The sequence below is a fragment of the Flavobacterium nackdongense genome, assembly GCF_004355225.1.
GTDB lineage: Bacteria > Bacteroidota > Bacteroidia > Flavobacteriales > Flavobacteriaceae > Flavobacterium > Flavobacterium nackdongense.
Genome location: NZ_CP037933.1, coordinates 1697763 through 1722071, shown reverse-complemented (window position 1 = coordinate 1722071; position 24309 = coordinate 1697763). Strand labels below are relative to the sequence as shown.

The window sequence follows — 24309 nt, the reverse complement described above, 5'->3', positions numbered from 1 at the left end:
AAATGTAATGAACAACACATTTACAAAAGCGGGTATCGCCATAGTTTTGGTAGCCGCATTTTTTAGCTCTTGCAAACCCAAAAATTCAGGCGATGCAGTTAGTGGTGATGCAGCGCAAAAAGCGTACGTAGCACCTGGAAAATATGACGAATTTTATAATTTCGTTTCAGGTGGTTTTAGCGGTCAAGTGAGTGTTTATGGCTTGCCAAGCGGAAGATTGTTTAGAGTAATTCCAGTTTTTTCTGCCGATCCGCAAAGTGGTTATGGTTACAATGAAGAAACCAAGCCAATGCTAAACACTTCGCACGGTTTTGTACCTTGGGATGATCAGCATCATACTGAATTATCACAAACCAACGGAGAAGTCGATGGACGTTGGCTTTTTGCCAATGCCAATAATACGCCTCGGATTGCACGTGTCGATTTGAAAACATTTACTACTAAAGAAATTATCGAATTGCCCAATAGCGCCGGAAATCACTCTTCTCCTTTCATTACAGAAAATACTGAATATGTGGTTGCGGGAACTCGTTTTAGCGTTCCACCGGACAATGTAAATGGTGATATTCCTATCAATACCTACAAAGAAAACTTCAAAGGCTATTTGAGTTTTGTAAAAGTAGGGAAAGCTGGTGAACTAGATATTGCTTTCCAAATTGAGGCTCCAGGAGTAAATTTCGATTTAAGTCACGCTGGAAAAGGGAAATCTCACGGTTGGTTTTTCTTCTCTTGCTACAATACCGAACAAGCCAATACTTTGCTTGAAGTGAATGCTTCTCAAAAAGACAAAGATTTTATTATGGCTGTCAATTGGAAAAAAGCCGAAGAATATGTCAAAGCGGGAAAAGCTAAAAAAGTGGCTACCAAATATGTGCACAATAGTTATGACGAAAAAACACATACTGCCAAATCTGAAATGAGAACCGAAGTTTTGGTTTTGAGTGCCAAAGAATTAAAAGACATTTGTTATATGATTCCTTGTCCAAAATCGCCTCACGGTTGTGATGTCGATCCTACTGGCGAATACATTGTAGGTTCTGGAAAATTAGCTGCTTTGATTCCTGTGTTTAGTTTTGATAAAATGCAAAACGCCATCAAAAACAAACAATTTGATGGAGAATACGATGGAATTCCGGTAATTAAATACGAAGCTGCATTGCACGGTGAAGTTCAAAAACCAGGACTTGGACCATTGCACACTGAATTTGACGGAAAAGGAAATGCCTACACTACTTTCTTCGTTTCGTCTGAAGTGGTAAAATGGGACATCAAATCTTTGAAAGTTTTAGATCGAGTTCCTACTTATTATTCTGTTGGACACCTTTGTATTCCTGGCGGAGATAGTAAAAAACCTTTCGGAAAATATTTGATAGCTTACAACAAAATCACCAAAGACAGGTATTTGCCAACAGGTCCAGAATTGGCTCAAAGTGCTCAGATATTTGACATTAGCGGTGACAAAATGCAATTGATTTTAGATTTTCCAACCATTGGCGAACCGCATTATGCGCAAGCAGCACCAGCCGATTTGATTCGAAATAACGGTCAGTTGAAATTCTATAAAATTGAGGAAAACAATCATCCTTTTGTAACCAAAGGCGAAAAAGAATCGAAAGTTGTTCGAAAAGGAAATAGAGTTGACGTTTATATGACATCTATTCGTTCGCATTTTGCTTCGGATAATATCGAAGGAATAAAAGTAGGTGATGAGGTGTATTTCCACGTGACGAACTTAGAGCAAGATTGGGATGTCCCTCACGGATTTGCCATAAAAGGAGCCGATAATGGTGAATTGCTAATAATGCCAGGAGAAACTTGTACCTTGAAATGGATGCCTAAAAAAGTAGGTATAGTTCCATTCTATTGTACGGATTTCTGTAGCGCACTACACCAAGAAATGCAAGGTTATGTTAGAGTGTCTCCGGCAGGAAGCACTATCCCATTGACTTTTAGTTTGGGTACAAATGTGCCAGCGACTAAATAATTAAAACAAGCTTAACTTTTTTCGAACCATTAAGAAAATTAGGAATATTAAGTTACACATCTTAATCAACTTAAATTTCTTAATGGTTCATTTTTTTACTTTAAGAAAATTAATTATGAACACGAATAAAATTTCTTTGGTTTCAAAAGTGTTGCTTTTGGTTACAGGATTGTTGTTTATTGGTTCTTTGTTTGTGCCAATGTGGCGCATAGAATTAGAAGCGCCTCAATACCCCGAAGGTTTAGTTTTGCAGTTGCACGCTAATAAAATTGGTGGCGATGTGGCAGTAATCAACGGATTGAATCATTATATTGGAATGGCCACCTTGCATACTGAAAACTTTTTTGAATTTACGATTTTACCCTACATTTTCGGCGCTTATGGACTTGTTTCTATTGTTTTAATTCTCATAGCGCGTAGAAAAGCAGTTCTGATTTTTTTAATTTCGTATGTAGTATTTGTGGTTCTAGCCGCCGTAGATTTTTACAGATGGAATTATGAATACGGGCATAATCTCGATCCAAATGCCGCGATTGTTGTTCCTGGAATGGCATACCAACCGCCACTACTCGGTTACAAGCAACTGCTTAATTTTGGTGCTTATTCTATTCCTGATACCGGAGGTTGGATGCTGGTGCTGGCAGGAATTCTTCTTGCAACGGTAGTTTTACTTGAATTTAAATTTTTCAGAAAAGCAAAACCATGAAACATTATTTTTCTATGCTAGTTCTCTTTTTAGCAGTATCTTGTGGTCTAAAAGAGGCGCAACCCATAAAAATTAACGTCGATAATTGTGATTTTTGCGGAATGAGCATCGCCGATGGAAAATATGCAGCCGAAGTAATTACGGAAAAAGGCAGAGCTTACAAATTTGATGACATTTCGTGTATGATGAATTATTGCAAAGAAAATTCCAATACCAAAATGGGCGCTTATTTTGTAAATGATTTTGCGCAAGACAATGTTTTAATTCCAGCCGAAACTGCTTTTTTCCTTTCAGGAGGTGCGATTCAAAGTCCGATGAGAGGTGGAATTATAGCTTTTTCTAAAGAATCGAATGCCAAAGAATTTGCAACAAAACTTAACGCTGAACCTAGGGCTTGGAAAGCTATTTTATCGAAATGATTTTAGAGCACCTTTGTCAAAGTTTTAAATTTTGACAAAGGTTATTGATACCAATTAATGAAAAAATCCTTTTATATATTCCTGTTGTTTTCAAGTTTTCTTCAAGCTAACTTGATTGAAGTTGGCGTAAATAAACCTGTAAAATCAATCAAGAAAGCGATTTTAATTGCAAAAGTGAACGATACTATTTTGGTTTACAAAGGCGTTTATCGAGAAGGCAATATCGTCATTAATAAAAAAATTGTTTTCATCGGCAAAAACTTTCCAACATTAGACGGTCAAAAAAAATATGAAGTTTTGTCTGTTAAAGCCGATGGTGCACTAGTAAAAGGCTTTAAAGTAATCAATTCAGGCTATGGAACTTTGGAAGATCCTTGCGGCATAAAAGTCTACAACCGAAAAAATGTTGTGATTCAAAACAATATTCTCGACAATAATTTCTTCGGGATTTACATTCAAAACGGAACCAATTGCATTATCAAAAACAACAAGATAAATGCATACGGAAAGCAGGAACAACTCATAGGAAACGGAATTCATTGCTGGAAAAGTGATAGTCTTCAAATTACTGCCAATAGTGTTTCAGGTCATCGCGATGGGATTTATTTTGAATTTGTTACAAATTCAGTCATCTGGAGAAATATTTCTACGCATAATGTTCGCTACGGTTTGCATTTTATGTTTTCGAATGATGATGCCTATATTTCGAATGTTTTTAAAAATAATGGTGCCGGTGTTGCGGTAATGTATACCCAAAGAGTGAAAATGTTCAATAATTATTTCGAAGAAAATTGGGGTGATGCTGCTTACGGTTTGTTCCTAAAAGAAATTTCGGATAGTTATATCATCAGCAACAAATTTGACAAAAACACATCTGGAATTCATATGGAAGGAACAAGTAGAATTCTTGTCGAAAAGAATATTTTTGAGGCCAACGGTTGGGGAATGAAAATTCAGGCAAGTTGTATGGATAACGTCATCAAAAACAACAATTTTGTTGGAAATACTTTTGATATAAGCACTAACGGAAGTCTTGTTTTAAATACTTTTGACAGCAATTATTGGGACAAATACGAAGGATACGATTTAGACAAAAACGGCATTGGAGACGTGCCTTTTCGACCCTTGAGTTTGTTTGCTGTTCTTACTGAAAATAATCCTTCGGCGATGTTGCTGTTCCGAAGTTTTATGATTACACTTTTAGACAAATCCGAGAAAATTTTGCCCAGCATAACTCCTGATAATTTTATTGACAAAACGCCTTTAATGAAAAAGTTTTCAGGTTGAGGGTTACGGGTTTCGTGTTGTGTTAGCGCTATAGTTTGGGAATATTGTTATTATTGAGTAATCTTGTAGCGAGAAGTTTTACTCCCAATCCGAAAATAATATTAACCCGCAACGAAATAAATATGGCTACAATTAACACATTTGAAGAATTAGAAATTTGGCAATTAAGTAGGATAATCTGTCAGGATGTCTGGGATTTATTTGAAAAAACTACGCTCGGTAAAGATTTTGAACTAAAGAATCAAATGAACCGCTCATCAGGTTCGATAATGGATAATATTGCAGAAGGTTTTGAAAGAAATGGCAGAAGAGAATTTATTAATTTTTTGAGTTATTCCAAAGGTTCTTGTGGTGAATTAAGGTCCCAACTGTATAGGGCTTTTGATCGAAAGCACATTAATAAAGAGGAATTTGAATTTTTAACAATAAAAACGGTAACTGAAAGCAAAAAAATTGGAGCTTTTATGTCTTATCTGGTAAAATCCGATAACAAAGGGAGTAAGTTTGATAAATAAGTCATTTGTTTAACCCGCACGAAACTCGCAACTCGCAACCCGCAACAAAAAAATGATTGAAATTAAAAATATTTATAAAAAATTCGGGAAATTAGAGGTTTTAAACGATGTCAATCTTTCTTTCAGCAAAGGAGAATGCATTGCGCTAATTGGTCCAAATGGTTGTGGAAAAACCACTTTGATAAAAAGTATTTTAGGAATGGTGATTCCTACCAAAGGCGATATTATGTTTGACCAAAAATCGATACTTAAAAAATATAAATATCGGGAACAAATAGGATATATGCCGCAAATAGGGCGTTATCCTGATTATATGACGGTGGGCCAAATCATTGAAATGATTAAAAAAGTCCGAAATTCTGATGCTGTTTTGGACGAAGATTTAATAAAAGCTTTCGAACTCGAAAAGATATTCGACAAACAAATGCGGACACTTTCGGGAGGAACAACCCAAAAAGTAAGTGCCATTTTAGCGTTTTTATTCAATCCCGATGTGTTGATTTTAGACGAACCAACGGCGGGTTTAGATCCATTGGCATCCGAAATTTTGAAGGAAAAAATAATCAAGGAGCGAGAAAAAGGAAAACTCATCCTGATTACTTCCCATCTTTTGAGCGAATTGGACGATATGATTAGCCAGATTATTTTTATGCAAGATGGCAAAGTCCATTTTCATAAAACGATCGCCGATTTATTGGAATCCACAGGAGAACAAAAAATTTCAAAAGCCATTGCTAGTATTCTAAAACAAAAGAAACACGTAACTCACAACCCGAAACTCGCAACCTTATTATGAACAGAATCATTAAAATCATATTTCTCGACATTCTAAAAAACAAGATCGTATTGGGTTACACTTTGATTCTGGCCCTACTTTCTTGGAGTTCATTTGGATTGGAAGACAATTCAGCCAAAGGATTACTCACCATTTTGAACGTGATTTTATTCACGGTTCCATTAGTTTCCATTCTTTTTGCAACAATTTATTTATACAATTCATCGGAATTTATAGAACTTTTGCTTAGTCAGCCTGTAAAACGAAGAAAGATTTGGTTGAGTTTATTCCTAGGATTGTCATTGTCTATGGTCGCTGCATTCTTTATTGGTGCCGGAATTCCGTTATTGATTAATGCCCCCGATAGTGTAGGAATAATGATGATTGTAGTAGGCTGTTTGATTTCGGTAATATTTGTGGCTTTGGCCTTTTTGAGTTCGATTCTCACCAGAGACAAGGCGAAAGGAATCGGAATCGCCATAATGACGTGGCTATATTTCGCCTTGCTTTTTGATGGATTGGTTTTGTTCTTATTGTTTCAATTATCAGACTATCCAATCGAAAAAGCGATGGTGGCGGTTACCGCTTTTAGTCCAATAGATTTGGCGCGAATCCAGATATTGTTACAGCTCGATGTTTCGGCAATGATGGGGTATACTGGAGCCATTTTTAAAGATTTTTTTGGCACCGCAATGGGATTGACCGTTTCCTTTGTTTTATTGTGTTTGTGGGTAATTTTTCCGTTTTATATTTCGCTTAAAAAGTTTAAAAACAAAGATTTGTAATTTAAACTAACTTCAAATGTTTTTAAAAACTTTGGGGTTTAATAATTAAATTAAATGAAAACAGACATCAAAAATAGGGCCGATATAGAACGGCTTGTCTATGCTTTTTATCTCAAAATAAAAGCGGACAAGACCATCAGCTATTTCTTTGATGAAGTGGCTCAGGTAGAATGGGAAAAGCACACGCCGAAAGTCTGTGATTTTTTTGAAAACATTCTATTCTATTCTGGGAATTATGAAGGGAATCCTATGGTAACTCACGAAAAACTCAGTCAAAAAAGTAAAGTGACCGCTGCGCATTTCAATCTGTGGAATCACTATTTCATCAGTACTGTCGATGAATTATTCGTTGGAGTAAAGGCGGAGGAAATTAAGGAACGAGCCATCAAAATCGCCGCAGCAATGATGTATAAAACTTTGGCTTGAACTAATTGATAAAGAAAAAGCGTGTGTTTTTCGAGACACACGCTTTTTTTAACCAAGATAAGATGAATTAGTAATTTTATTTTGGCAATAATACGTCGCCAATCACGTGAATTATTCCGTTAGAGGTTGGTATTGAGGCTAGTATTTCTGATCCATTGACAAAAGTTTTATCTCCTTTTTTAGTGATTTTCACTTTTCCACCAAAAACCATATCAAATTCTTGTCCTTCTTGCATATATTCAACTTTCAAAGTGCCAACATAGGTGTGGTATCCTAGAATATTTTGTAAATCCCCTTTTTTCTCTGGTTTCAATAATCCTTCTACAGTTCCAGCAGGTAGTTTGTCGAAAGCGGCATTTGTAGGAGCAAAAACGGTAAATGGGCCAGCATTACTTAACGATCTTACCAAGTCTGCTGCTTTTACAGCCGCCACTAAGGTAGTGTGGTCTTTGCTTCCAGAGGCAACTTGAACGATGTTTGGTGCCGAGTTCGAATCGACGACTGCTTCTTGTCCTGTTGTGGTAGCTTCGGTGCTTTCGGTTGTGCTTTCGGTTGCGGCTTCACTATTTTGTTTGCAACCAAAGGCAGTAAACAAAACGGCAACTAGTAATAAGTGAATTGTTTTTTTCATAATCTAAATTCTTTAGTTTTATTACACAAAGCAATTCAATTTCAGGCATTTATTTTATGACTGTAATCATAAATGATGTTTATTTTTCACTTTTTTTAGAGTAAAAAGTGGTCAGTACAATCCCTACAAATAGCACTATTGCCACAACAAAAAGGGACTCATTTGTATACGGAATAATAGTGTAGCTAAAGGAAGATATTCCCTGAACGGCTAAGATGATTTCATTCAAAACGACGCCTATAGTTAGTAAAATCAAACCGTTTTTTAATTTTTTTGTTATGGGAAACAATTGATTTGCGTAGATAAAAAACAAAACAAATAAACTAATCACAGCCAATAACACGAGATGCAAATAGGCAATAACAATAGGTCTGAATCCGAAGGCTAGTTGGCTTACCACTGGAATTGTCGAGCCCAATTGAAGTAGTAATTTGACACTAAAGGCAAAACTAATAAATACTAACAGATATCGGAAAATAGGCGCGAAATTTTGCAGTATATTTTTTCGTATTTTTATTAAAATCACCACAAATTTGAACCAAGCATAAACTTGAATTAGTGCCGAAAGTACTGTAATTATATAAAGAATTACAGGCAAATCCAACCAAAGAATCGATAGGAGGTAGGCCGGAACGCAGGTTATGGCAAATAAATAGAAACTGCTTTCAAAAAAGGGATGTTCGGGTTTTCGGAGGTTTAAAAAGCCGAAAATTAAGCCCATACAAGCAAAGAAAAACCAACCGTTGTATTGAAAATGTAAGTAATAGTAAACGGATGATAAATATAAATCTTGAACAAAGTTTTTGCTAGCCATCATATAGGCCAAATAAAAGGTGCCCAAAGACGAAATTACATTAAAAAACAAGGCGGCTTTAAACCAATTTTTGGCTAATAAATCGGAATCTAGTGATTTTAAATCTTTGTTGAATCGGTAAGCAAAGACATAGGAAACTACAATGGAAGCGGTCGAGAAAATTATTGAGATCATCCCGTAGCCTTGAATGATAAAAAAAACCAACATTCCATAGGCACAAATCAGGTTGGCAATAATGAGGTTTTTGTATTTTTCACCCGAAAAAACGGCAATTTTAGTTTGAAGATAATATACCATCAACACCATCAGGGTATGACTCAGCCAACCTGCGAAAGCAAAATGAGAATGGGAATGTTGCAAGTGTTTTTGGTCAAGATATGGAAATTCAAAACCAATTTTATAACGCATCAAAACGCCTAGTGTGGCCACAATGCACAAGTTTAGTAAAGAAAGTTTAAGCCAAAATTTGATATTCAATGGCATCTAATAATATATTTTGTGGTTGACGATTTCTACTTTATTGTTTGCTTTCATTCTGGTAAAAACCCGTATTACCGTTTCTACTCGAAGTCCGGTATAATTGGCAATTTCTTGCCGGGTATAAGGAATCAAAATTTTTTCATTGGAACAACCTGATTTTTTCTTAAAGGAATTCAAAAAAGCGACAATTCTAAATTCGGGTTTTTGATTGATGATTTCTTTTGAAGTCTTCGACTTCGAATGGATTTTTTGTGCCATTAAAACCAAAAACAGCTTTTGTATAGAAGGATATTCGTCCAGAATTTTAAGAAATTTTTCCTTAGATAGTTTCAGGATGGTACTGTCCAAAATGGCAACCGCTTTAGCTGGATAAGTTTCATTGATAAATAATGGCGGTTCCCCAAAACCGTCTCCACAACAAAAAATTCCTTGAGTAAATTCCTTGCCTTCGTCATTTGAATTGAACATTCTGACACTTCCATCCATAATTTGATAATAAAAGTGAGCCATTTCATCTTCTTCAAAAATGATTTCGTTCTTTTTATATTTTTTAGCAACCGCTCCCCAAGAGTAAAGTAAATCAATGTCTATTTGCATAAATCAAAGTAGCTATCTGTCAGTTTAAAACAATTAAAATGGTAAAAATGGCGCGTTAGCGCAAATATATTAGGCATAAATATATATAAAATATGATTAGAATCATAAGGATTTTTTTAGTTCAAGCTTTATATTTGCATCGTGAAAAAGATGTTATTCCTATTGGCGATATTTATATTACTGAAACCAGTACTTCCGGTATTGGACTATGTCGTTAATTATGAATATATTACCAAGGTACTCTGTGTCAATAAAGCGAAGCCAAAACTGCAATGTAACGGTAAATGCCATTTGATGAAGGAATTGGCCAAGGCTTCAGATCCCGAGGCTTCGGGAGAAAAACCAATTTCCTCAGACAAAAAAACAATGATTCAAGAATCGGAAGTGTTGTTTTATGAAGAAATCAATTCTTTCACCCTTACAGCCATTTATTGTGACAAAAAGCAGCATGCAACTGCCAACTATTCGAACTCATACTCCTATTTGAGTAGTGTTTCAGTCTTTCGACCACCCATTTTCATTTCTTAATTTTTCCCAGTTTTTTACAATGGCATTATTCAATAGCGATACTATTGATGTGCTTTTTATTATCAAAATTTAAATAAATAGAAATGAAATTTTTAAGAATATTACCATTGGTTTTAGTAACCATATTTGCATCCTGTACTTCAGATAAAAATGATACTTCAGTTGACGAATTAGAAGGAATGACCCAATTTAAAGAAATCTCCAACACCACACATACCATAGAATTGTACAAACATATGGGCGGTTTGGAGCAAGGTTTCAACGAGATTGCACTTAAAATAAAAGACAAAGCGACCAATCAATACATAAAGAATGCGACTGTTTCTTGGATGCCCGTGATGCATATGACAATGATGAGCCATTCTTGTCCTAAATCGCCCGTGACCAAAGTTTCTGCTGAAGGTTCTGTTTATGAAGGCTATATTGTTTTTCAAATGGCGCAAAACGCAACAGAATATTGGGATTTAAAAGTAGACTACACTATTGGAGGAACTGCTTATACGATGACTTCTGTTATTGATGTTCCGGCTTCGGCGAAACAAAAAGTAAGCTCATTTATGGGTTCAGATAACTCAAGATATATTGTAGCTTACGTGGATCCGCATCATCCAAAAGTAGGAATCAACGATATGGTGGTAGGAGTTTGGAAAATGCAAGATATGATGACTTTTCCTGTAGTAGATAATTACAAATTGAAAATTGACCCTAGAATGCCAAGTATGGGCAATCACAGTTCCCCGAACAATGTCGATGCAACCCAAACCGTTGCTGGAGATTTATACAACGGAAAATTGTCGCTTACGATGACGGGATATTGGAAATTGAATTTGCAATTGCTCAATGCATCCGGAACTGTCTTGAAAGGCGAAACGATTACCGATGCTGTTCCAGCAAGTAGTATTTACTTTGAAATAGAGTTTTAATAAACCGAGTTTAATTAAAAATTTTTAACCACATAGATTTTTAAACAATGTTGTTCGATTAAAATTGTAATGAAACTAAAATCTCGAACAAATATAGTCCCTACGGGACATTAGAGGTCGAATGACTTGTTTTTTGACTACCAATATTTTGCTCCTAACGGAGCATACCTTGTAGAGGTTAAATGTTGGTAGCGAGAGGATTACGAATAGTAAATTTGTCCCGTAGGGACTATACTTGCATTTCATCGGACAAGAGTGATTTTTAAATATAATTTAAAAGGATTTTACTTCGTCAGTTCGCTTCGCTCGGGTCATAGGCATTTTAATTACTCATAGCTATGACATCTATGATAAGCAAAGCGTCTTTCTATTAATTTTTTTTTCTATGTGGTTTAAACTTTTTAATATTAATCGAGTTCAGGTTTATAATCAATAGTCTTTGCCAGGAATTCAACTTTGGCAAAGATATTTTACCATTTTTCAGATGAAAAACTTTATACTTTTTATAGGCTTGTGTTGCTCTATTTTCCAAATTAGTTTTGCTCAAGAAAAACCAACAGATACGATAATTCCAAAGGATTTAAAAGAAGTTATTGTAATTGGAAAAAAGGCACAATTGTATCAACAACAAGCCAAACCATTGGCTACAATTGACGAGTATTTGCAACAATCGACCAAGGTGGATATGATTCGTCGGGGGAGTTACGCTTGGGAACCTTTGATCAATAGTATGCCTACCGAAAGAACGTTGGTAACCATCGACGGGATGCGGATTTTTGGCGCTTGTACCGATAAAATGGATCCGATTACTTCCTATGTCGAGGTTTCTAATTTGTCTGAAGCGACAATACAATCAGGGCAACAAGGTGCTTGTCACGGAGCAACAATAGGTGGTTCTGTCGATTTGCAAAGAAACCGTACTGGATTTTCCGATTTAGGCTGGGATACGGCTATAAATGCTGGTTTTGAAACCAATAGTCAGCAAAAAATTATTGGTTCAGCCGTAAATTATTCGGATAAATCGTTTTATGTAGACACCGATTTTATGTTTCGAGATGCCGAGAATTATACCGATGGAAAAGGTCAGGAAGTGTTGTTTTCGCAGTTTCGGAAATTCAATATATCGGCAACATCTGGGTTTTCTTTTGATAAAAATAAATTACTCGAAGGGTCAATAATTTATGATAAAGCGACTGATGTGGGTTATCCCGCTTTGCCTATGGATGTTTCCTTGGCCGAAGCCTTAATCACTTCACTGAAATTGGAATATGTTCCTGAATCATCTCGTATTGAAAACTGGGAAACCAAAATATATTACAATACCATCACGCATAAAATGGATGATACCAAGCGACCTTCGGTTCCCATTCATATGGATATGCCGGGTTGGAGCGATACTTTTGGATTTTATTCGAAAGCAAAAGGAGTTTTCAATAGCCATCATTTTATGGTTGATTTAAACTCATTTTACAATCGTTCGGTGGCTGAAATGACGATGTATCCGGAGGATTCTAATGAAAAATTGATGTTTATGTACACTTGGCCAGACGTGAGAACGATTTATACGGCCTTGTTTTTAGAAGATAATATTGCCTTGAATTGCCATTCGAGTTTGAAATTTTCGACCAGTTTAGCCAATCACTTTAATCAGGTTGCCAGCGAGTTGGGATTAGAAAGTTTGCAGATTTTTTATCCGAATATGAAAGATAGCAAAAACCGAATTTTACCGAGTATTTCTGCTAATTATTCCTATGATGAAAATGGTTTTGCGTATGGTTTTGGCTTGGCGTATGGCGAACGAGCGCCCTCGGTTTCGGAAGGCTATGGGTTCTATTTATTCAATAGTTTTGATTTGTTCGATTACATTGGAAACCCAGAATTAAACAATGAAAATTCGCTTGAAGGAAGCGTTTCTGTAGGCTATAAAACTCAAAAATGGAGTGCAAGAATGTCGTCTTCCTATTTTCATATTTCTAATTATATCGTGGGGAAACCTGATGATTCTTTGATTCCGATGACCATTGGGGCAAACGGCGTGAAAATCTATACCGCATTAGATTATGCAACAATTTTCAACACCGATTTGAATTTGGAATACCAGTTTTCAACCAATTTGAAATGGAAAGGCCAATTGGTGTATAGTTATGGAAAAGATTTCGAGGATCGAAATTTGCCTTTCATCAGTCCGCTGCGGTATTTTTCATCTTTAGATTTCAGAAAAGGAAAATTTACGTCAGAAATTGCGGTTCAGGGAAATGCTACTCAAACCCAATACAGTCCTTTTTATGGAGAAGACAGAACGCCAGATTTTGCTGTTTTGAATTTAAATGCAGGCTATTCTTTTACTTTCGAAAAGTTGAAATGCAATGTCAAAGGAGGAATCGAGAACCTTTTCGACACCTATTATTCGACTTTTTCAGATTGGAATAATATTCCCAGAAAAGGTAGAAATTTCTTTTTGAATGTTGCGTTTGGTTTTTGATAGGATTAAAAAACCTCTCCAATTTTTAGATAAACATTGGTGAAATCCTTGCTAAATCCTACATCAAAGGCAACATTTACTTTGGTATATTTGTTGAATTTCAGCCGAATTCCTGTACCAACGGCGGGTTGCCAATGGGTGAAATGTTGCGTATCATAATCAGAGGCTGAGGTCGTGTTGGCAAATACAACTCCACCTACAAAACCGTTTCGCGTAATATTAAATCGATATTCCGATTCTAGGAAGATAATGGCATTGCTTCGATATCGATCTTTTTGAAGTCCGCGCGAAGAGCTAGCTGTTCCTGGTTCAGCCCGAGTAGAAGGCAAATCGAAATAGGGAACTTTACCTGATAAAATAGTCCAATAATACGATCGTACAGCAAGAACACTGCGGGCGAATGAAAAAGGAAAATATTTTCGAACATCGATAAAAAGCGATTGCCAATTGGTGTCACTCCCTAAGCTGGGGTCATTGTACAAATAAGTTACACTCGAATACATTCCTTCTTGCGGATTGTTGATGTTTTTTCTGCTGTCATACACCAAGGGAATCGAAATACCAGAGGAAATGGATTTGTACTTTTTTCCAGCTGAAAATTCTGGATGGTTATTTATAAAATCACTGTTTAGGATTTCGAGATCGTAATGTTTATCAAACTGATAACCAATTCCCACAGCAAAATTAGGCATAATTCCTCTCAGAACATTTTGATGGAACCGAATCTGTTTGCCATCGACTAAGGTTTCATTGTTTTCAGAGGTATTTCCTCCCAAACCCCAAGTATCTTGCGGGTAGTTTAAAATAAAATATTCGCCAACAAAATTCCAGCTGTTGTTTTTAAGCCAAATCGTAGGATATAATTCGATGCCGTATTGATTATTAAATGAAATATAAGGTATCAAATAAACAGTCGAATCATTGGTATTGGATTTATCTCCCATCAAAAATGTAGCATTAAAGGACGAAACGAGCACCCTTCCACCAGCATTTTTAGTATCGGTGGGAAAAAACGAAAAATGGACTTTCTTATTTTCGATTTTTTCTTGACTCTTATTGATTTTGAATAATTGAATCAAATAATCAATACCGTCTTTTTGAACTAAGGTGTCTTTATTGGGAGTAACAAAATAAGTATCCTTGTCTTGAGCTGTAATGTCAAGAGCGAAAAGTAGAAACAGTAGTAGTAAAAAAATGAATTTATTTTTCATTCTATAAATCTAATGAAAATCAATTAAAATATAAATTCATCAATTCATTTTTAATTACAGTCTGTTGAATTTATTTTTCACCTTAAGAATTCACCTTAACAAAACCACCGCAATTTTCTTTTCGATCGATAGATTGTTGCACTATAAGTGTTCCAATGGTTATCAAATTTTGCAGCTCACATAAATCAGCATTGATTTGATATTGGTTTATTTTTTCTTCGATTTCCGTTTTCCAAAGCGTGAGTTTGTCTTTGGCTTGAAGCAAATCAACGTCATTCCGAACAATTCCAGCATTTTGACGCATCAAAAGTTGTAATTCTGCTTTTCTTTTGGCTACATAATCGGGATTGATTACTGGTTTTGGAACCAATTTCCAATCGGTAACTTTTCCCTCAAATTGGCTTTTGTCGAATGTAGTTTTGGCCAAATAAGTATATATTTTATCCGAATACACTAAGGCTTCTAGAAGAGAATTTGAAGCGAGTCTATTGCCACCGTGCAAGCCCGTTCGGGAACATTCGCCACAGGCAAATAAATTTTCAACAGAGGTTTTCCCCGTTTTATCGACCACAATTCCGCCGCAAAGATAATGTTGCGCAGGAACTACTGGAATCCAATCTTTTGCTAAGTCAATCCCTAATTTTTGGCAATGTTTATAAATCATCGGAAAGTGCTTGATAAATGCCTCCATATCTAAATGGGAACAATCAAGATACACACAATCGTCACCTGATTTTTTTAATTCTAAATCGATGCATTGCGATACAATATCACGCGAAGCCAAATCACCTCGGGAATCATAATCAGGCATAAAACGATGGCCGTTTTTGGTACGCAAATAAGCCCCAAAGCCACGAACCGCCTCAGAAATTAAGAAAGAAGTTCCAGTTGATGCATCGTATAAAGCCGTTGGGTGAAATTGGATAAATTCCATTTCTTTGATACTAGCTTTGGCTCTATAAGCCATTGCAATTCCGTCTCCTGTAGCAATTACTGGGTTTGTAGTGTGGCCATATAAATGTCCAATTCCACCAGTAGCAAGCAAGGTAAAATCAGACTGAAATGTTAGAATCTCATTTGTTTTTTCATCTAAAACGTAAGCACCCAAACAGCGATTATGTTCGGTAATCAAATCGATGGCCAAATGATAATCCAAAACTAAAATATTGTCTTTTTGGTGCACTTGATGCGAAATGGCACGTTGAATTTCCTGACCTGTTTGGTCTTTATGATGTACGACTCGATTTTCGGAGTGGCCGCCTTCTTTTCCTAAATCTAAAGTTCCTTTGCTATTTTCGTCAAATTTTGCACCCCATTCGATTAATTCTTTTAATCGTTTTGGGCCTTCGGTAATGACCATTTTTACTACTTCTTCATCACACAAACCGTCTCCACAAATCAAGGTGTCTTCGATGTGTTTTTGATAGGAATCCACCATTTTATCGGTCACAATAGCGATGCCGCCTTGAGCATATTTGGTGTTGGATTCATCGGCATTGGCTTTGGTTACAATCGTAACTTTTTTATCTGGAAATTCCTCCGCCATTTTAAGCGCAAAGGTCAATCCAGCTACGCCAGAACCAATAATTAAGTAGTTTGTTTGGATCATTTATTAAGATAGTTCAAGCATTCGTTCAATTGGAATCAGTGCTTTTTTCATTATAGTATCAGGGACAAAAATTTCGGGACTTTCGTGGAGCAAACAGTTGTACACTTTTTGTAAAGTATTCATTTTCATATAACCACATTCGCTGCAAGCGCAAGTATTATCTTCGTTTGAAGGTGCTGGAATTAAAATTTTATCCGGTACTTCCTGTTTCATTTTATGAAGAATACCAGCCTCGGTGGTAACGATAAATTTGTTGCTCGGATTTGTTTTTACATAATTGATCATCCCTGCAGTGGAACCAATGTAGTTGGCTGTTTTTAGAATGTGCGTCTCCGATTCGGGATGCGCAATGATTTGAGCGTCTGGATTTTGCTTGTATAAAGCAATGAGCTTATCTAATGAAAAAGCTTCGTGAACCACACAAGCACCGTCCCAAAGCAACATTTCTCTACCCGTTTGTTCCATTACATATTTGCCTAAATTTTTATCTGGTGCAAAAATGATAGGTTTGTCTTTTGGAATTGAATTTACGATTTTTACGGCATTCGATGAAGTAACCACAATATCGGTCAGGGCTTTTACTTCGGCAGAACAATTGACATAAGTGATGACAATATGATCGGGATGCGCCTCGGTAAATTTCTTAAAATCTTCAGGCGGACACGACTCAGCAAGGGAGCAACCTGCTTTCAAATCCGGTAGAATTACTTTTTTGGTCGGATTTAATATTTTGGCGGTTTCGGCCATAAAATGTACACCAGCAAAAAGAATGATATCCGCTTCGACTTTCATCGCTTCTTGTGACAATCCTAAGCTGTCACCCACATAATCTGCTACATCTTGAATATCGGATTCTTGATAATAATGGGCTAAAATAACCGCATTTTTTTCTTTTTTTAGTTCTAATATTCGTTCTTTAAGATTTTTCATTTCTTACTAAAATTTAGTATTGCCAGAGGAATTACATTATTTTACAAATATACACTTATTTAAAAAAACAAAAAACTCAAATTATGTTTTGTAATTGCTATAAAACGATAGGAATATACGTGGTTTTCGGCTAGTCTGTGATAAAAGTACGTGACCGTATGATAATTATCAGTTTTTGTGTTGATTGCTTTTGTGATATTTGCATCTTAAACCATAAACAAATTATTTAACTACATCATGACAAATAAACAGTTACATACATTTCATATTCCAGTGATGGGATTGGCTTTCACCATTGATAGTCCAATTCGAGTAGCAAAATACGGAATATCATCGGTTATTGCGCTTGCGGATGATGAACTAATTGAGAAAATGAGAGCTTTTTACAGCGAAAAATTCGATGTTCCTTACCAAGAAATAACCAAAAAAATTCAGGATTATCGCGCTGAACGAATTACTTCGTATTTGAACTTAGTCGATACCATTGTAAAAGAAAAATTTGAAAATTTCAAGACGGAATTATCAGAGAGCAAACAGGCATTAGAAAATTATATTGCAATGTTGCCGAACAAATCGGAAATCAAAGAAGGATTAGAGCATCTTTTAGAAGACGGAATGGCTTTGAAAGAAAACATCAAAAAGTACCTCGAAGAGCACATTTATCGTGGAGATATTGATGTCAACATTATGACAAAGTTGGATAAAGACAATTTTGCCAATGGAGAACAATTGCCAGTAGAATTCAATGATGCACACGCGGCGCTTCGTGGTTTTGCCAACAGTAATTTGACGTCTTCCATCGTTTTGTCGGCGGGAATGAATCCAAGGTTATTCGCTTATTTCGAAAGTTTTCCTTGCTTTTTTCCAGATGCAAACAACCAATTGAAAAAGAAAATTATTCTGAAAGTAAGTGATTACCGTTCGGCAATGATTCAAGGAAATTTCTTGGCTAAAAAAGGGCTTTGGGTTTCGGAATACCGTATCGAATCAGGTTTGAATTGCGGTGGGCACGCTTTTGCTACCGACGGATTTCTATTAGGTCCGATTATGGAAGAATTCAAACATAAAAAAGACCAATTGGTACAATCTGCTCACGATATTATGGTGAAAGCCTTGGCGCAAAAAGGATTGCCAATTCCTTCAACTCCTTTGGAATTGAAAATTACGGTTCAAGGCGGTGTTGGTACTGCTGAAGAACACGATTTTATGATGGAGTATTACAATGTGGATGCCGTAGGTTGGGGAACACCGTTTTTATTGGTGCCAGAAGCTACTTCGGTTGACGCTGAAACTCGTGAATTGTTGCAAAATGCCAAAGAAAAAGATTTGTATTTAAGTCATATTTCGCCGTTGGGAGTGCCGTTTAATACTGTTCGAGGTACTTCAAACGAAATGTTCAAACAACAACGTATTGATGATGATAAAGCAGGAAGCTCGTGTCCGAAAAAGTTTTTAGCGCTGAGCAAAGAGTTCGGTCCCGAAGGAATTTGTACCTCGTCTAAGAAATATCAAGATGTAAAATTAGACGAGTTGAACGAAATAAAAGAAACTTTATCGCAAGAAGCGTATGATAGAATGAAATTCGATATTACCGAGAAAGCTTGTCTTTGTGTTGGTCTAGCCAATGCCTCTTACCTCGAAAATGACATCGAAATAAAAGGGCAGTCGCAAGGTGTGATTGTTTGTCCAGGGCCTAATTTGGCTTATTTTGACAAAGAAGTTTCGCTTTCGGAAATGGTGCGACATATCTACGGCAATTTTAATGTGATGACGGATCCAAACAGACCCAATTTATTCATTAAAGAGTTAAAGATGTATATTGATTATTTGAAAAATGACATCAAAAACATTTCGACTGAAATTAATGCTTCGCAAGTGAAGAAATTGAAAGCCTTCAAAAGTAATTTGTTAGAAGGTATTGGCTTTTACCAAAACTTTTTTGCGAATTCAAATTATTTTGAAAGTAGTATTGAAGCAATCCAAAACCAATTGGAATATTACACCAATGAGCTAATTGGAGTTGAAGTGCCAGAATTGGTGGTCGCTTAATATTTTTAAATTAAAGTCTAAAAAAGTAGTTTTTATATTATTATTGACCTCAAAGAGTTTTATTTTCTTTGAGGTCATTTTTTTTTATGTCAAAAACGAATCGCCAGAATTGATATCCAAAGCAAGTTCTTCGAGGTAAGTGCTCTCGAGCATTTTGGCAAGATCTTCTCGGATGCTTTTGAATTTTTTGTTAAGCGGACAAGGGCGTTCCTGTGAGCAATGATGTAAACCTAAGCCACATCCCGTAAAAATAACATCGCCATCAATGGCTGTCACAATTTGAGAAAGACTTATTTTTTTTATATCTTCTTTCGGGATTTCAAAACCGCCACCGATTCCTTTGATGGATTGCACAATTCCTTTTTTGGCTAAAACTTGCAAAATTTTGGCCGTGAAAGACAAAGGAGAATCAATATTTTCGGCAATTTCTTTTATCGTAACTCTTTTATTCTCGTACGATTGTGTTGCGATATAGATGGTGGCACGAATGGCGTATTCACAGGTTTTTGAAAACATTTTTTTTGAGTTTAAGCAATAATTATTAATCTCTTATGCTAATCTTTATTGTTGGTGTGGATAATTTTTCGCAATCAATTTTGTTGTTGGAATGATTTAGTTTTGATAAGGTTTCAACATTGTTTTTAAAATATTGAATGTAATAATTGCCTACATAATTTTTGCTTTCCAAAAACTGAATCATTGCGGTCAAATCGTTTTCTGTTAACAAGTCAGAATGGTAGGTGGTTCGAACTTCAAAAGGAATTCTGCTTTCTAAAATTAAATCGAAAGTTTCTTCAAAAGAATCATACAAATCGGATTTGGTTATCGATTGAAATTTTGATTTAGGCGCTTTGTAATCTAATGCGATGTAATCGACCCAATTTTGATTTAGTAATTGTTGCATTACTTCTGGCGAACTGCCATTGGTGTCAATTTTTACCAAAAAACCCATTTTTTTGACCTGGCTAATGAGGTCAATGATTTTTTTATGCAATAAACATTCGCCTCCGCTAAAAACGACAGCGTCTAACAAATTTTTTCGAGACTGTAAAAACGAAAGAATTTTTTCGAAAGAAAGACTTCCTTTTCCGAGCACAATCTCGGGGTTATAACAATACAAGCAACGCATATTACAGCCTGCAAACCAAAGAATGCAGGCTGATTTATGCGGATAATCTAATAAAGTGAAAGGTGTTAAGCTGTAAATGGGCTTACTAACATTTTCCTTCAGTAAAATGAGTTCGTTGTTTGTGTTCACCTTTTTTTCCAATATTAAAACTTTCTACGGGTCTGTGATAGCCCATTACGCGTGTGTAAACCAAACATTTTGTTCTCAAATGCTGATTTTCCTCTAAAATCGGATTGGTTTTGGTTTCTGTTTTCATATTTACTTTTTAGTTTATAATGGTTTAAAGTTGAATGTTATTTTGATTTTTCTTTTTTCAATTTTTCAAATTCAATTAAGGTATCATCACATTTAGGGCAATATTCGTGCTCTCCATTCAAATAGCCGTGAACAGGACAAACACTAAAGACAGGAGTAACTGTGATGTAAGGCAACCTAAAGCTGGAAACCACTTTTTTGACAAACTGTTTACAGGCTTCTGGCGAACTCATTTTTTCGCTCATATATAAGTGGAGCACAGTTCCGCCAGTATATTTGCATTGCAATTCGTCTTGCAATAATAAAGCTTCAAAGGGGTCTTCGGTGTGATCGACAGGAATTTGGGAGCTGTTGGTGTAATAAATGTTGTCTTCTTGTCCGGCTTGGAAAATGTTTGGGAAACGTTTTTTATCTTCTTTGGCAAAACGATAGGTAGTTCCTTCGGCTGGCGTGGCTTCCAAATTATATAAATTTCCCGTTTCTTCTTGAAATTCTTTCATTCGATTGCGAATATGATCTAGAATTTCAGAAGCAAAATCAATTCCTGATGCAGAAGTAACCGTATCTTTTCTTCCTGTAAAATTCACAATCATTTCGTTGATTCCGTTGACACCAATCGTAGAAAAGTGGTTTCTGAAATGTTGCAAATACCGTTTGGTATACGGATACAAACCTCTATCGTACATTTCCTGAATAAACACGCGTTTTTTCTCCAAAGTCGATTTGGAAATGTATAATAATTTGTCCAATTGTTTGAATAATTCGTCCTTGTTTCCTCTGTACAAATAACCCAAACGCGCCATATTGATGGTCACAACTCCAATACTTCCAGTCATTTCGGCGCTTCCAAAAAGACCGTTTCCGCGTTTCAATAATTCACGTAAATCGAGTTGCAAACGACAACACATACTGCGAACCGCATTGGGTTTATAGGCATTTTCGTTTTCTATTTTTTCTCCATTTTCGTCTAATTTGTATTGGCTTCCGATGAAATTTTGAAAGTACGAGGAGCCAATTTTGGCGGTATTTTCGAAAAGCAAATCGGTGTTTTCGCCGTTCCAATCGAATTCTTCGGTGATATTTACTGTGGGGATTGGGAAAGTAAAGGGTTGTCCGTTGGCATCACCTTCGGTCATTACCGTATAATAAGCTTTGTTGATGAGGTTCATTTCTTTTTGGAAATGCTCGTAACGCAAATCGGTAACTTTGGTAACGCCACGTTCTTGAGCTCTAACCAAAAGGTCGTGATTGAAATTATTTTCAAAGAAATGGAAGTCGTTTTTAGTTGGAATTTGAGTTTTCAAATCTTCTGGAACTACCCAATCCAGTGTGATATTGGTGAAAGGTGATTGTCCCCAACGCGCAGGAACATTCAAGTTGTAAACAAAACTGCGAATGGCTTTCAATACATCGTCAAATCCTAAATCGTCTTTGAAAACGTAAGGAGCTAAATAGGTATCAAACGAACTGAATGCTTGGGCGCCAGCCCATTCGCTTTGTAAAATTCCCATAAAATTGGCCATTTGACCTAAGGCTTCTCTAAAATGTGAGGGTGCTTTGCTTTCGACACGACCACGAACTCCGTTGAATCCTTCGTTGAGCAAAACGCGTAAACTCCAACCTGCACAATAGCCAGTTAGGCAATCTAAATCGTGAATGTGAACATCGCCATTTCTATGCGCGTACCCTTCTTCTTTGGTATAGACTTTGTCCAGCCAATAATTAGCAATAATTTTTCCTGCTACATTATTCACTAATCCCGCATTGGAATAAGAAGTGTTCGCATTAGCATTGATACGCCAATCGGTTTGTTCTATGTATTCTGCAATGGTTTGTGAGCTATCGACATAGGTAGTGTCTTCATTGATACCTGCTACGTGTTCCCGTTGTAATTTTCGGGTGTGACGGTACAACATAAAAGAGCGCATTACTTCAAAGTACTGTTTTTCAAAAAGACTTTTTTCGATTAAATCCTGAATTTCTTCGACTGCCCAAGTTTCTTTGTATTGCAATCTTTTCATTACATCTTCAAAAACACTTTCGTCAAAGGCAATGGTTGCACTTTTGAAACTTTTTGTGATGGCATCTTCAATTTTGAAGCTCTCAAACGGTTTGTAATCGCCGTTCCTTTTGATAACGTACTTTTCCATAGTTTTTACTGGTTTTGGTTTTTATGTTGGGTTGTGGTTGTTTTATTCTTCTGTCGAGAAAAATTTCTCTAGCGCTTTGGCTTTTGGAAATAAGATATTGCTTTCTAAATGGATATGTTTGTGTAAATCTTGCTCAAATTCTTGCAACATAGCATAGGTTACTTGGTAGGTATTGCAAGCCTCTTCGGGTGGCGTGTAATTATTGGTCAAAGCCGAAATTGCTCTAAATCGTTCGCCTTCGGTTTCATGTTCGTTCATCATTGCAGAAATCGGATTTTTTACAGTTTCAAAAAAAGGTTTTCCGATGGTTCCGTGACTTTTTGTGGCATTAATCATTTCTTTGACAAATGGAAAAAGTATCATTTCTTCCTTTTTCATATGTGATGCTAATTCTTTTGCACCTTCTTTGAAAAGAGCATTTATTTCGCATAATTCAGGATGATTCACTCCGTGAACGTTGCATAATTTATCCAAAAAAGGAATTAGAGCTTGAGTTTTTTCTTCGACATATCGATGGTGTGTTTTTTCGATATAATCTATCAATACATCCAAAGACCAACAATCAAAATCATTTTCAGAATCATTTTTTGTAGCTAAAACAGCGTTTAACTCGTGTAATAATTGGGGTTCGTTTAGATTCATTTTTTTGCAAACTTCATCAATGGTTCTTTGCCCTTTACAGCAAAAATCAATTTCGTATTTTGTAAAAATTTCAGCAGTTCTATAGTCCTTGGCTACAAAATCACCAATAGTTGTTATTTCTTGTAAGCTCATGGTTAATTGTTTTAATAGTGGATTAATAATCAGTGAATTGGCTTCTGATTTATAATTATTTTTCTGGGTATAATTCTACTTATTATTATAATTATATCCTATGATTTAAGTCATATTCTCTTTTTTTTATCATTTATTTATTAACAGGAGGTTGATAAAAAATGAATCCAAATTCAGGGAATTTTATTCAATAGTTCTTGCGAAAGAATTAAAAATTAATTATGCCATAGGGTATGATTAAGATCATAAAACGCAACTTAATTGGGTGCTTATTTTGCATAAAATAAATAACGGATATTTTTGTCCGTTATGCGAATTTATGTTGTATCTTTGTCTTCAAATAATAGAAAATGTTTTCAAAAGCTTGTGAATACGGTATTAGAGCATCAATTTTTATTGCTGAGCAATCGCTGTTGGGCAAAAAGGTGGGTTTGAAAGAAATTGCGTTGGCAGTTGATTCACCTGAGGCTTATACTTCGAAAATATTGCAAGAGCTTTCTCGAAATTTTATCATTAATTCTGATAAAGGACCTCACGGTGGTTTTTCTATGAACCAAAAGCAACTTGAGGAAGTAAATTTAAGCGCCGTAATCAATACGATCGATGGTGATGCTATTTATAATGGTTGTGGTTTAGGATTAAAAAAATGCGGGGATGACGAGCCTTGTCCGTTGCACGGGCAATTTAAATTTGTCCGAGAAGAACTTAGAAAAATGCTGGAAAATACATCAATCAAATCGCTGTCAATGGATCTCAAAGAAGGATTAACCTTTTTGAAACGTTAAAAAAAAAATTTGCAATAATAATGGACAATTTTGTCCGATAATAAATACTAACTTAAAATACAAAA

At 35.8% G+C, this 24309-nt stretch carries 24 protein-coding genes; 13 read left to right on the top strand and 11 right to left on the bottom strand.

Annotation, left to right across the window (positions count from 1 at the left end; translation table 11 throughout):
* Window positions 1–7 precede the first annotated feature (7 nt).
* The 8 genes from nosZ (at window position 8) to E1750_RS07265 (ending at window position 6897) form a co-directional block, all read left to right on the top strand.
* Window positions 8–1984: a Sec-dependent nitrous-oxide reductase gene (gene nosZ / locus E1750_RS07300; RefSeq protein ID WP_133276146.1), complete on the top strand. Its 1977-nt coding sequence runs from the start codon at window positions 8–10 to the stop codon at window positions 1982–1984.
* Window positions 1985–2099: 115 nt separating this feature from the next.
* A complete protein-coding gene (locus E1750_RS07295; RefSeq protein WP_133276145.1) occupies window positions 2100–2690 on the top strand; it encodes a hypothetical protein in 591 nt (196 codons plus the stop codon).
* Entirely contained in the window at window positions 2687–3109 is a 423-nt protein-coding gene (locus tag E1750_RS07290) for a nitrous oxide reductase accessory protein NosL (RefSeq protein ID WP_133276144.1), read from the top strand. Before E1750_RS07295 ends, E1750_RS07290 begins: the two co-directional genes overlap by 4 nt.
* A 57-nt stretch (window positions 3110–3166) precedes the next feature.
* Window positions 3167–4396 (top strand): nitrous oxide reductase family maturation protein NosD, encoded by a 1230-nt coding sequence (locus tag E1750_RS07285; protein WP_133276143.1) that lies wholly within the window; start codon window positions 3167–3169, stop codon window positions 4394–4396.
* Window positions 4397–4518: 122 nt separating this feature from the next.
* On the top strand, window positions 4519–4911 hold the full coding sequence (locus E1750_RS07280) for a four helix bundle protein (protein ID WP_133276142.1): 393 nt from the start codon (window positions 4519–4521) through the stop codon (window positions 4909–4911).
* Between the two features lie 52 nt (window positions 4912–4963).
* A complete protein-coding gene (locus E1750_RS07275; RefSeq protein ID WP_133276141.1) occupies window positions 4964–5707 on the top strand; it encodes an ABC transporter ATP-binding protein in 744 nt (247 codons plus the stop codon).
* Window positions 5704–6471: an ABC transporter permease subunit gene (locus E1750_RS07270; RefSeq protein WP_133276140.1), complete on the top strand. Its 768-nt coding sequence runs from the start codon at window positions 5704–5706 to the stop codon at window positions 6469–6471. The genes E1750_RS07275 and E1750_RS07270 overlap by 4 nt, the downstream gene beginning before the upstream one ends.
* A 54-nt stretch (window positions 6472–6525) precedes the next feature.
* On the top strand, window positions 6526–6897 hold the full coding sequence (locus E1750_RS07265; protein WP_133276139.1) for a group III truncated hemoglobin: 372 nt from the start codon (window positions 6526–6528) through the stop codon (window positions 6895–6897).
* A 76-nt stretch (window positions 6898–6973) separates the two neighbouring features.
* On the opposite strand, the gene E1750_RS07260 is transcribed toward E1750_RS07265, so the two are convergent.
* The 3 genes from E1750_RS07260 to E1750_RS07250 form a co-directional block, all read right to left on the bottom strand.
* A complete protein-coding gene (locus E1750_RS07260) occupies window positions 6974–7528 on the bottom strand; it encodes a fasciclin domain-containing protein (protein ID WP_133276138.1) in 555 nt (184 codons plus the stop codon).
* Window positions 7529–7607: 79 nt separating this feature from the next.
* The gene (locus E1750_RS07255; RefSeq protein ID WP_165698015.1) at window positions 7608–8771 is read right to left on the bottom strand and encodes a hypothetical protein; all 1164 of its coding nucleotides are present in this window, start codon (window positions 8769–8771) and stop codon (window positions 7608–7610) included.
* A 54-nt stretch (window positions 8772–8825) separates the two neighbouring features.
* Window positions 8826–9419: a Crp/Fnr family transcriptional regulator gene (locus E1750_RS07250; protein ID WP_133276136.1), complete on the bottom strand. Its 594-nt coding sequence runs from the start codon at window positions 9417–9419 to the stop codon at window positions 8826–8828.
* Window positions 9420–9569: 150 nt separating this feature from the next.
* Between E1750_RS07250 and E1750_RS07245 the strand changes: the two genes are divergently transcribed.
* The 3 genes from E1750_RS07245 (at window position 9570) to E1750_RS07235 (ending at window position 13352) form a co-directional block, all read left to right on the top strand.
* Complete coding sequence (locus E1750_RS07245; RefSeq protein ID WP_227873977.1) at window positions 9570–9947, top strand: hypothetical protein; 378 nt, start codon at window positions 9570–9572, stop codon at window positions 9945–9947.
* An 83-nt stretch (window positions 9948–10030) separates the two neighbouring features.
* Window positions 10031–10870 (top strand): hypothetical protein, encoded by an 840-nt coding sequence (locus E1750_RS07240; RefSeq protein ID WP_133276135.1) that lies wholly within the window; start codon window positions 10031–10033, stop codon window positions 10868–10870.
* 484 nt (window positions 10871–11354) lie between these two features.
* Window positions 11355–13352, top strand: a complete 1998-nt coding sequence (locus E1750_RS07235) for a TonB-copper family protein (protein ID WP_133276134.1) — start codon at window positions 11355–11357, stop codon at window positions 13350–13352.
* Window positions 13353–13357: 5 nt separating this feature from the next.
* Here the strand turns inward: E1750_RS07235 and E1750_RS07230 are convergent, their stop codons facing one another.
* The 3 genes from E1750_RS07230 to nadA form a co-directional block, all read right to left on the bottom strand.
* Window positions 13358–14563 carry a BamA/TamA family outer membrane protein gene (locus tag E1750_RS07230; RefSeq protein WP_133276133.1) on the bottom strand — a complete coding sequence of 402 codons (1206 nt, stop codon included), beginning with the start codon at window positions 14561–14563 and terminating at the stop codon, window positions 13358–13360.
* Window positions 14564–14645: 82 nt separating this feature from the next.
* Complete coding sequence (gene nadB / locus E1750_RS07225; protein ID WP_133276132.1) at window positions 14646–16172, bottom strand: L-aspartate oxidase; 1527 nt, start codon at window positions 16170–16172, stop codon at window positions 14646–14648.
* A 3-nt stretch (window positions 16173–16175) separates the two neighbouring features.
* Entirely contained in the window at window positions 16176–17102 is a 927-nt protein-coding gene (nadA, locus tag E1750_RS07220; RefSeq protein ID WP_133276131.1) for a quinolinate synthase NadA, read from the bottom strand.
* A gap of 237 nt (window positions 17103–17339) precedes the next feature.
* Here nadA and E1750_RS07215 point away from each other — a divergent pair, with 237 nt between their 5' ends.
* Window positions 17340–19151 carry a hypothetical protein gene (locus E1750_RS07215; RefSeq protein ID WP_133276130.1) on the top strand — a complete coding sequence of 604 codons (1812 nt, stop codon included), beginning with the start codon at window positions 17340–17342 and terminating at the stop codon, window positions 19149–19151.
* 84 nt (window positions 19152–19235) lie between these two features.
* Here E1750_RS07215 and E1750_RS07210 read toward each other — a convergent pair whose 3' ends face one another.
* From E1750_RS07210 to ric, 5 genes are read right to left on the bottom strand one after another with little or no spacing between them, the layout of a single operon-like run.
* Window positions 19236–19667, bottom strand: a complete 432-nt coding sequence (locus E1750_RS07210) for an RrF2 family transcriptional regulator (protein ID WP_133276129.1) — start codon at window positions 19665–19667, stop codon at window positions 19236–19238.
* Between the two features lie 25 nt (window positions 19668–19692).
* A complete protein-coding gene (locus tag E1750_RS07205; protein WP_227873976.1) occupies window positions 19693–20409 on the bottom strand; it encodes an anaerobic ribonucleoside-triphosphate reductase activating protein in 717 nt (238 codons plus the stop codon).
* Complete coding sequence (gene nrdD, locus E1750_RS17970) at window positions 20366–20536, bottom strand: anaerobic ribonucleoside-triphosphate reductase (protein ID WP_108723451.1); 171 nt, start codon at window positions 20534–20536, stop codon at window positions 20366–20368. Before nrdD ends, E1750_RS07205 begins: the two co-directional genes overlap by 44 nt.
* A gap of 37 nt (window positions 20537–20573) precedes the next feature.
* The gene (locus E1750_RS07195) at window positions 20574–22685 is read right to left on the bottom strand and encodes a ribonucleoside triphosphate reductase (RefSeq protein WP_133276128.1); all 2112 of its coding nucleotides are present in this window, start codon (window positions 22683–22685) and stop codon (window positions 20574–20576) included.
* A 42-nt stretch (window positions 22686–22727) separates the two neighbouring features.
* Window positions 22728–23459, bottom strand: coding sequence for an iron-sulfur cluster repair di-iron protein (ric, locus tag E1750_RS07190; protein ID WP_133276127.1), 732 nt, complete (start codon window positions 23457–23459; stop codon window positions 22728–22730).
* A 350-nt stretch (window positions 23460–23809) separates the two neighbouring features.
* On the opposite strand from ric, the gene E1750_RS07185 reads away from it, so the two are divergent.
* On the top strand, window positions 23810–24244 hold the full coding sequence (locus E1750_RS07185) for an RrF2 family transcriptional regulator (protein ID WP_133276126.1): 435 nt from the start codon (window positions 23810–23812) through the stop codon (window positions 24242–24244).
* Window positions 24245–24309: the final 65 nt, after the last annotated feature.

Bases quoted from the DNA above. Each gene is read 5' to 3' on its own strand.
- nosZ (WP_133276146.1), top strand. From the start codon at position 8: ATGAACAACACATTTACAAAAGCGGGTATCGCCATAGTTTTGGTAGCC.
- E1750_RS07295 (WP_133276145.1), top strand. From the start codon at position 2,100: ATGAACACGAATAAAATTTCTTTGGTTTCAAAAGTGTTGCTTTTGGTT.
- E1750_RS07290 (WP_133276144.1), top strand. From the start codon at position 2,687: ATGAAACATTATTTTTCTATGCTAGTTCTCTTTTTAGCAGTATCTTGT.
- E1750_RS07285 (WP_133276143.1), top strand. From the start codon at position 3,167: ATGAAAAAATCCTTTTATATATTCCTGTTGTTTTCAAGTTTTCTTCAA.
- E1750_RS07280 (WP_133276142.1), top strand. From the start codon at position 4,519: ATGGCTACAATTAACACATTTGAAGAATTAGAAATTTGGCAATTAAGT.
- E1750_RS07275 (WP_133276141.1), top strand. From the start codon at position 4,964: ATGATTGAAATTAAAAATATTTATAAAAAATTCGGGAAATTAGAGGTT.
- E1750_RS07270 (WP_133276140.1), top strand. From the start codon at position 5,704: ATGAACAGAATCATTAAAATCATATTTCTCGACATTCTAAAAAACAAG.
- E1750_RS07265 (WP_133276139.1), top strand. From the start codon at position 6,526: ATGAAAACAGACATCAAAAATAGGGCCGATATAGAACGGCTTGTCTAT.
- E1750_RS07260 (WP_133276138.1), bottom strand. From the start codon at position 7,528: ATGAAAAAAACAATTCACTTATTACTAGTTGCCGTTTTGTTTACTGCC.
- E1750_RS07250 (WP_133276136.1), bottom strand. From the start codon at position 9,419: ATGCAAATAGACATTGATTTACTTTACTCTTGGGGAGCGGTTGCTAAA.
- E1750_RS07245 (WP_227873977.1), top strand. From the start codon at position 9,570: ATGTTATTCCTATTGGCGATATTTATATTACTGAAACCAGTACTTCCG.
- E1750_RS07240 (WP_133276135.1), top strand. From the start codon at position 10,031: ATGAAATTTTTAAGAATATTACCATTGGTTTTAGTAACCATATTTGCA.
- E1750_RS07235 (WP_133276134.1), top strand. From the start codon at position 11,355: ATGAAAAACTTTATACTTTTTATAGGCTTGTGTTGCTCTATTTTCCAA.
- E1750_RS07230 (WP_133276133.1), bottom strand. From the start codon at position 14,563: ATGAAAAATAAATTCATTTTTTTACTACTACTGTTTCTACTTTTCGCT.
- nadB (WP_133276132.1), bottom strand. From the start codon at position 16,172: ATGATCCAAACAAACTACTTAATTATTGGTTCTGGCGTAGCTGGATTG.
- nadA (WP_133276131.1), bottom strand. From the start codon at position 17,102: ATGAAAAATCTTAAAGAACGAATATTAGAACTAAAAAAAGAAAAAAAT.
- E1750_RS07215 (WP_133276130.1), top strand. From the start codon at position 17,340: ATGACAAATAAACAGTTACATACATTTCATATTCCAGTGATGGGATTG.
- E1750_RS07210 (WP_133276129.1), bottom strand. From the start codon at position 19,667: ATGTTTTCAAAAACCTGTGAATACGCCATTCGTGCCACCATCTATATC.
- nrdD (WP_108723451.1), bottom strand. From the start codon at position 20,536: ATGAAAACAGAAACCAAAACCAATCCGATTTTAGAGGAAAATCAGCAT.
- E1750_RS07195 (WP_133276128.1), bottom strand. From the start codon at position 22,685: ATGGAAAAGTACGTTATCAAAAGGAACGGCGATTACAAACCGTTTGAG.
- ric (WP_133276127.1), bottom strand. From the start codon at position 23,459: ATGAGCTTACAAGAAATAACAACTATTGGTGATTTTGTAGCCAAGGAC.
- E1750_RS07185 (WP_133276126.1), top strand. From the start codon at position 23,810: ATGTTTTCAAAAGCTTGTGAATACGGTATTAGAGCATCAATTTTTATT.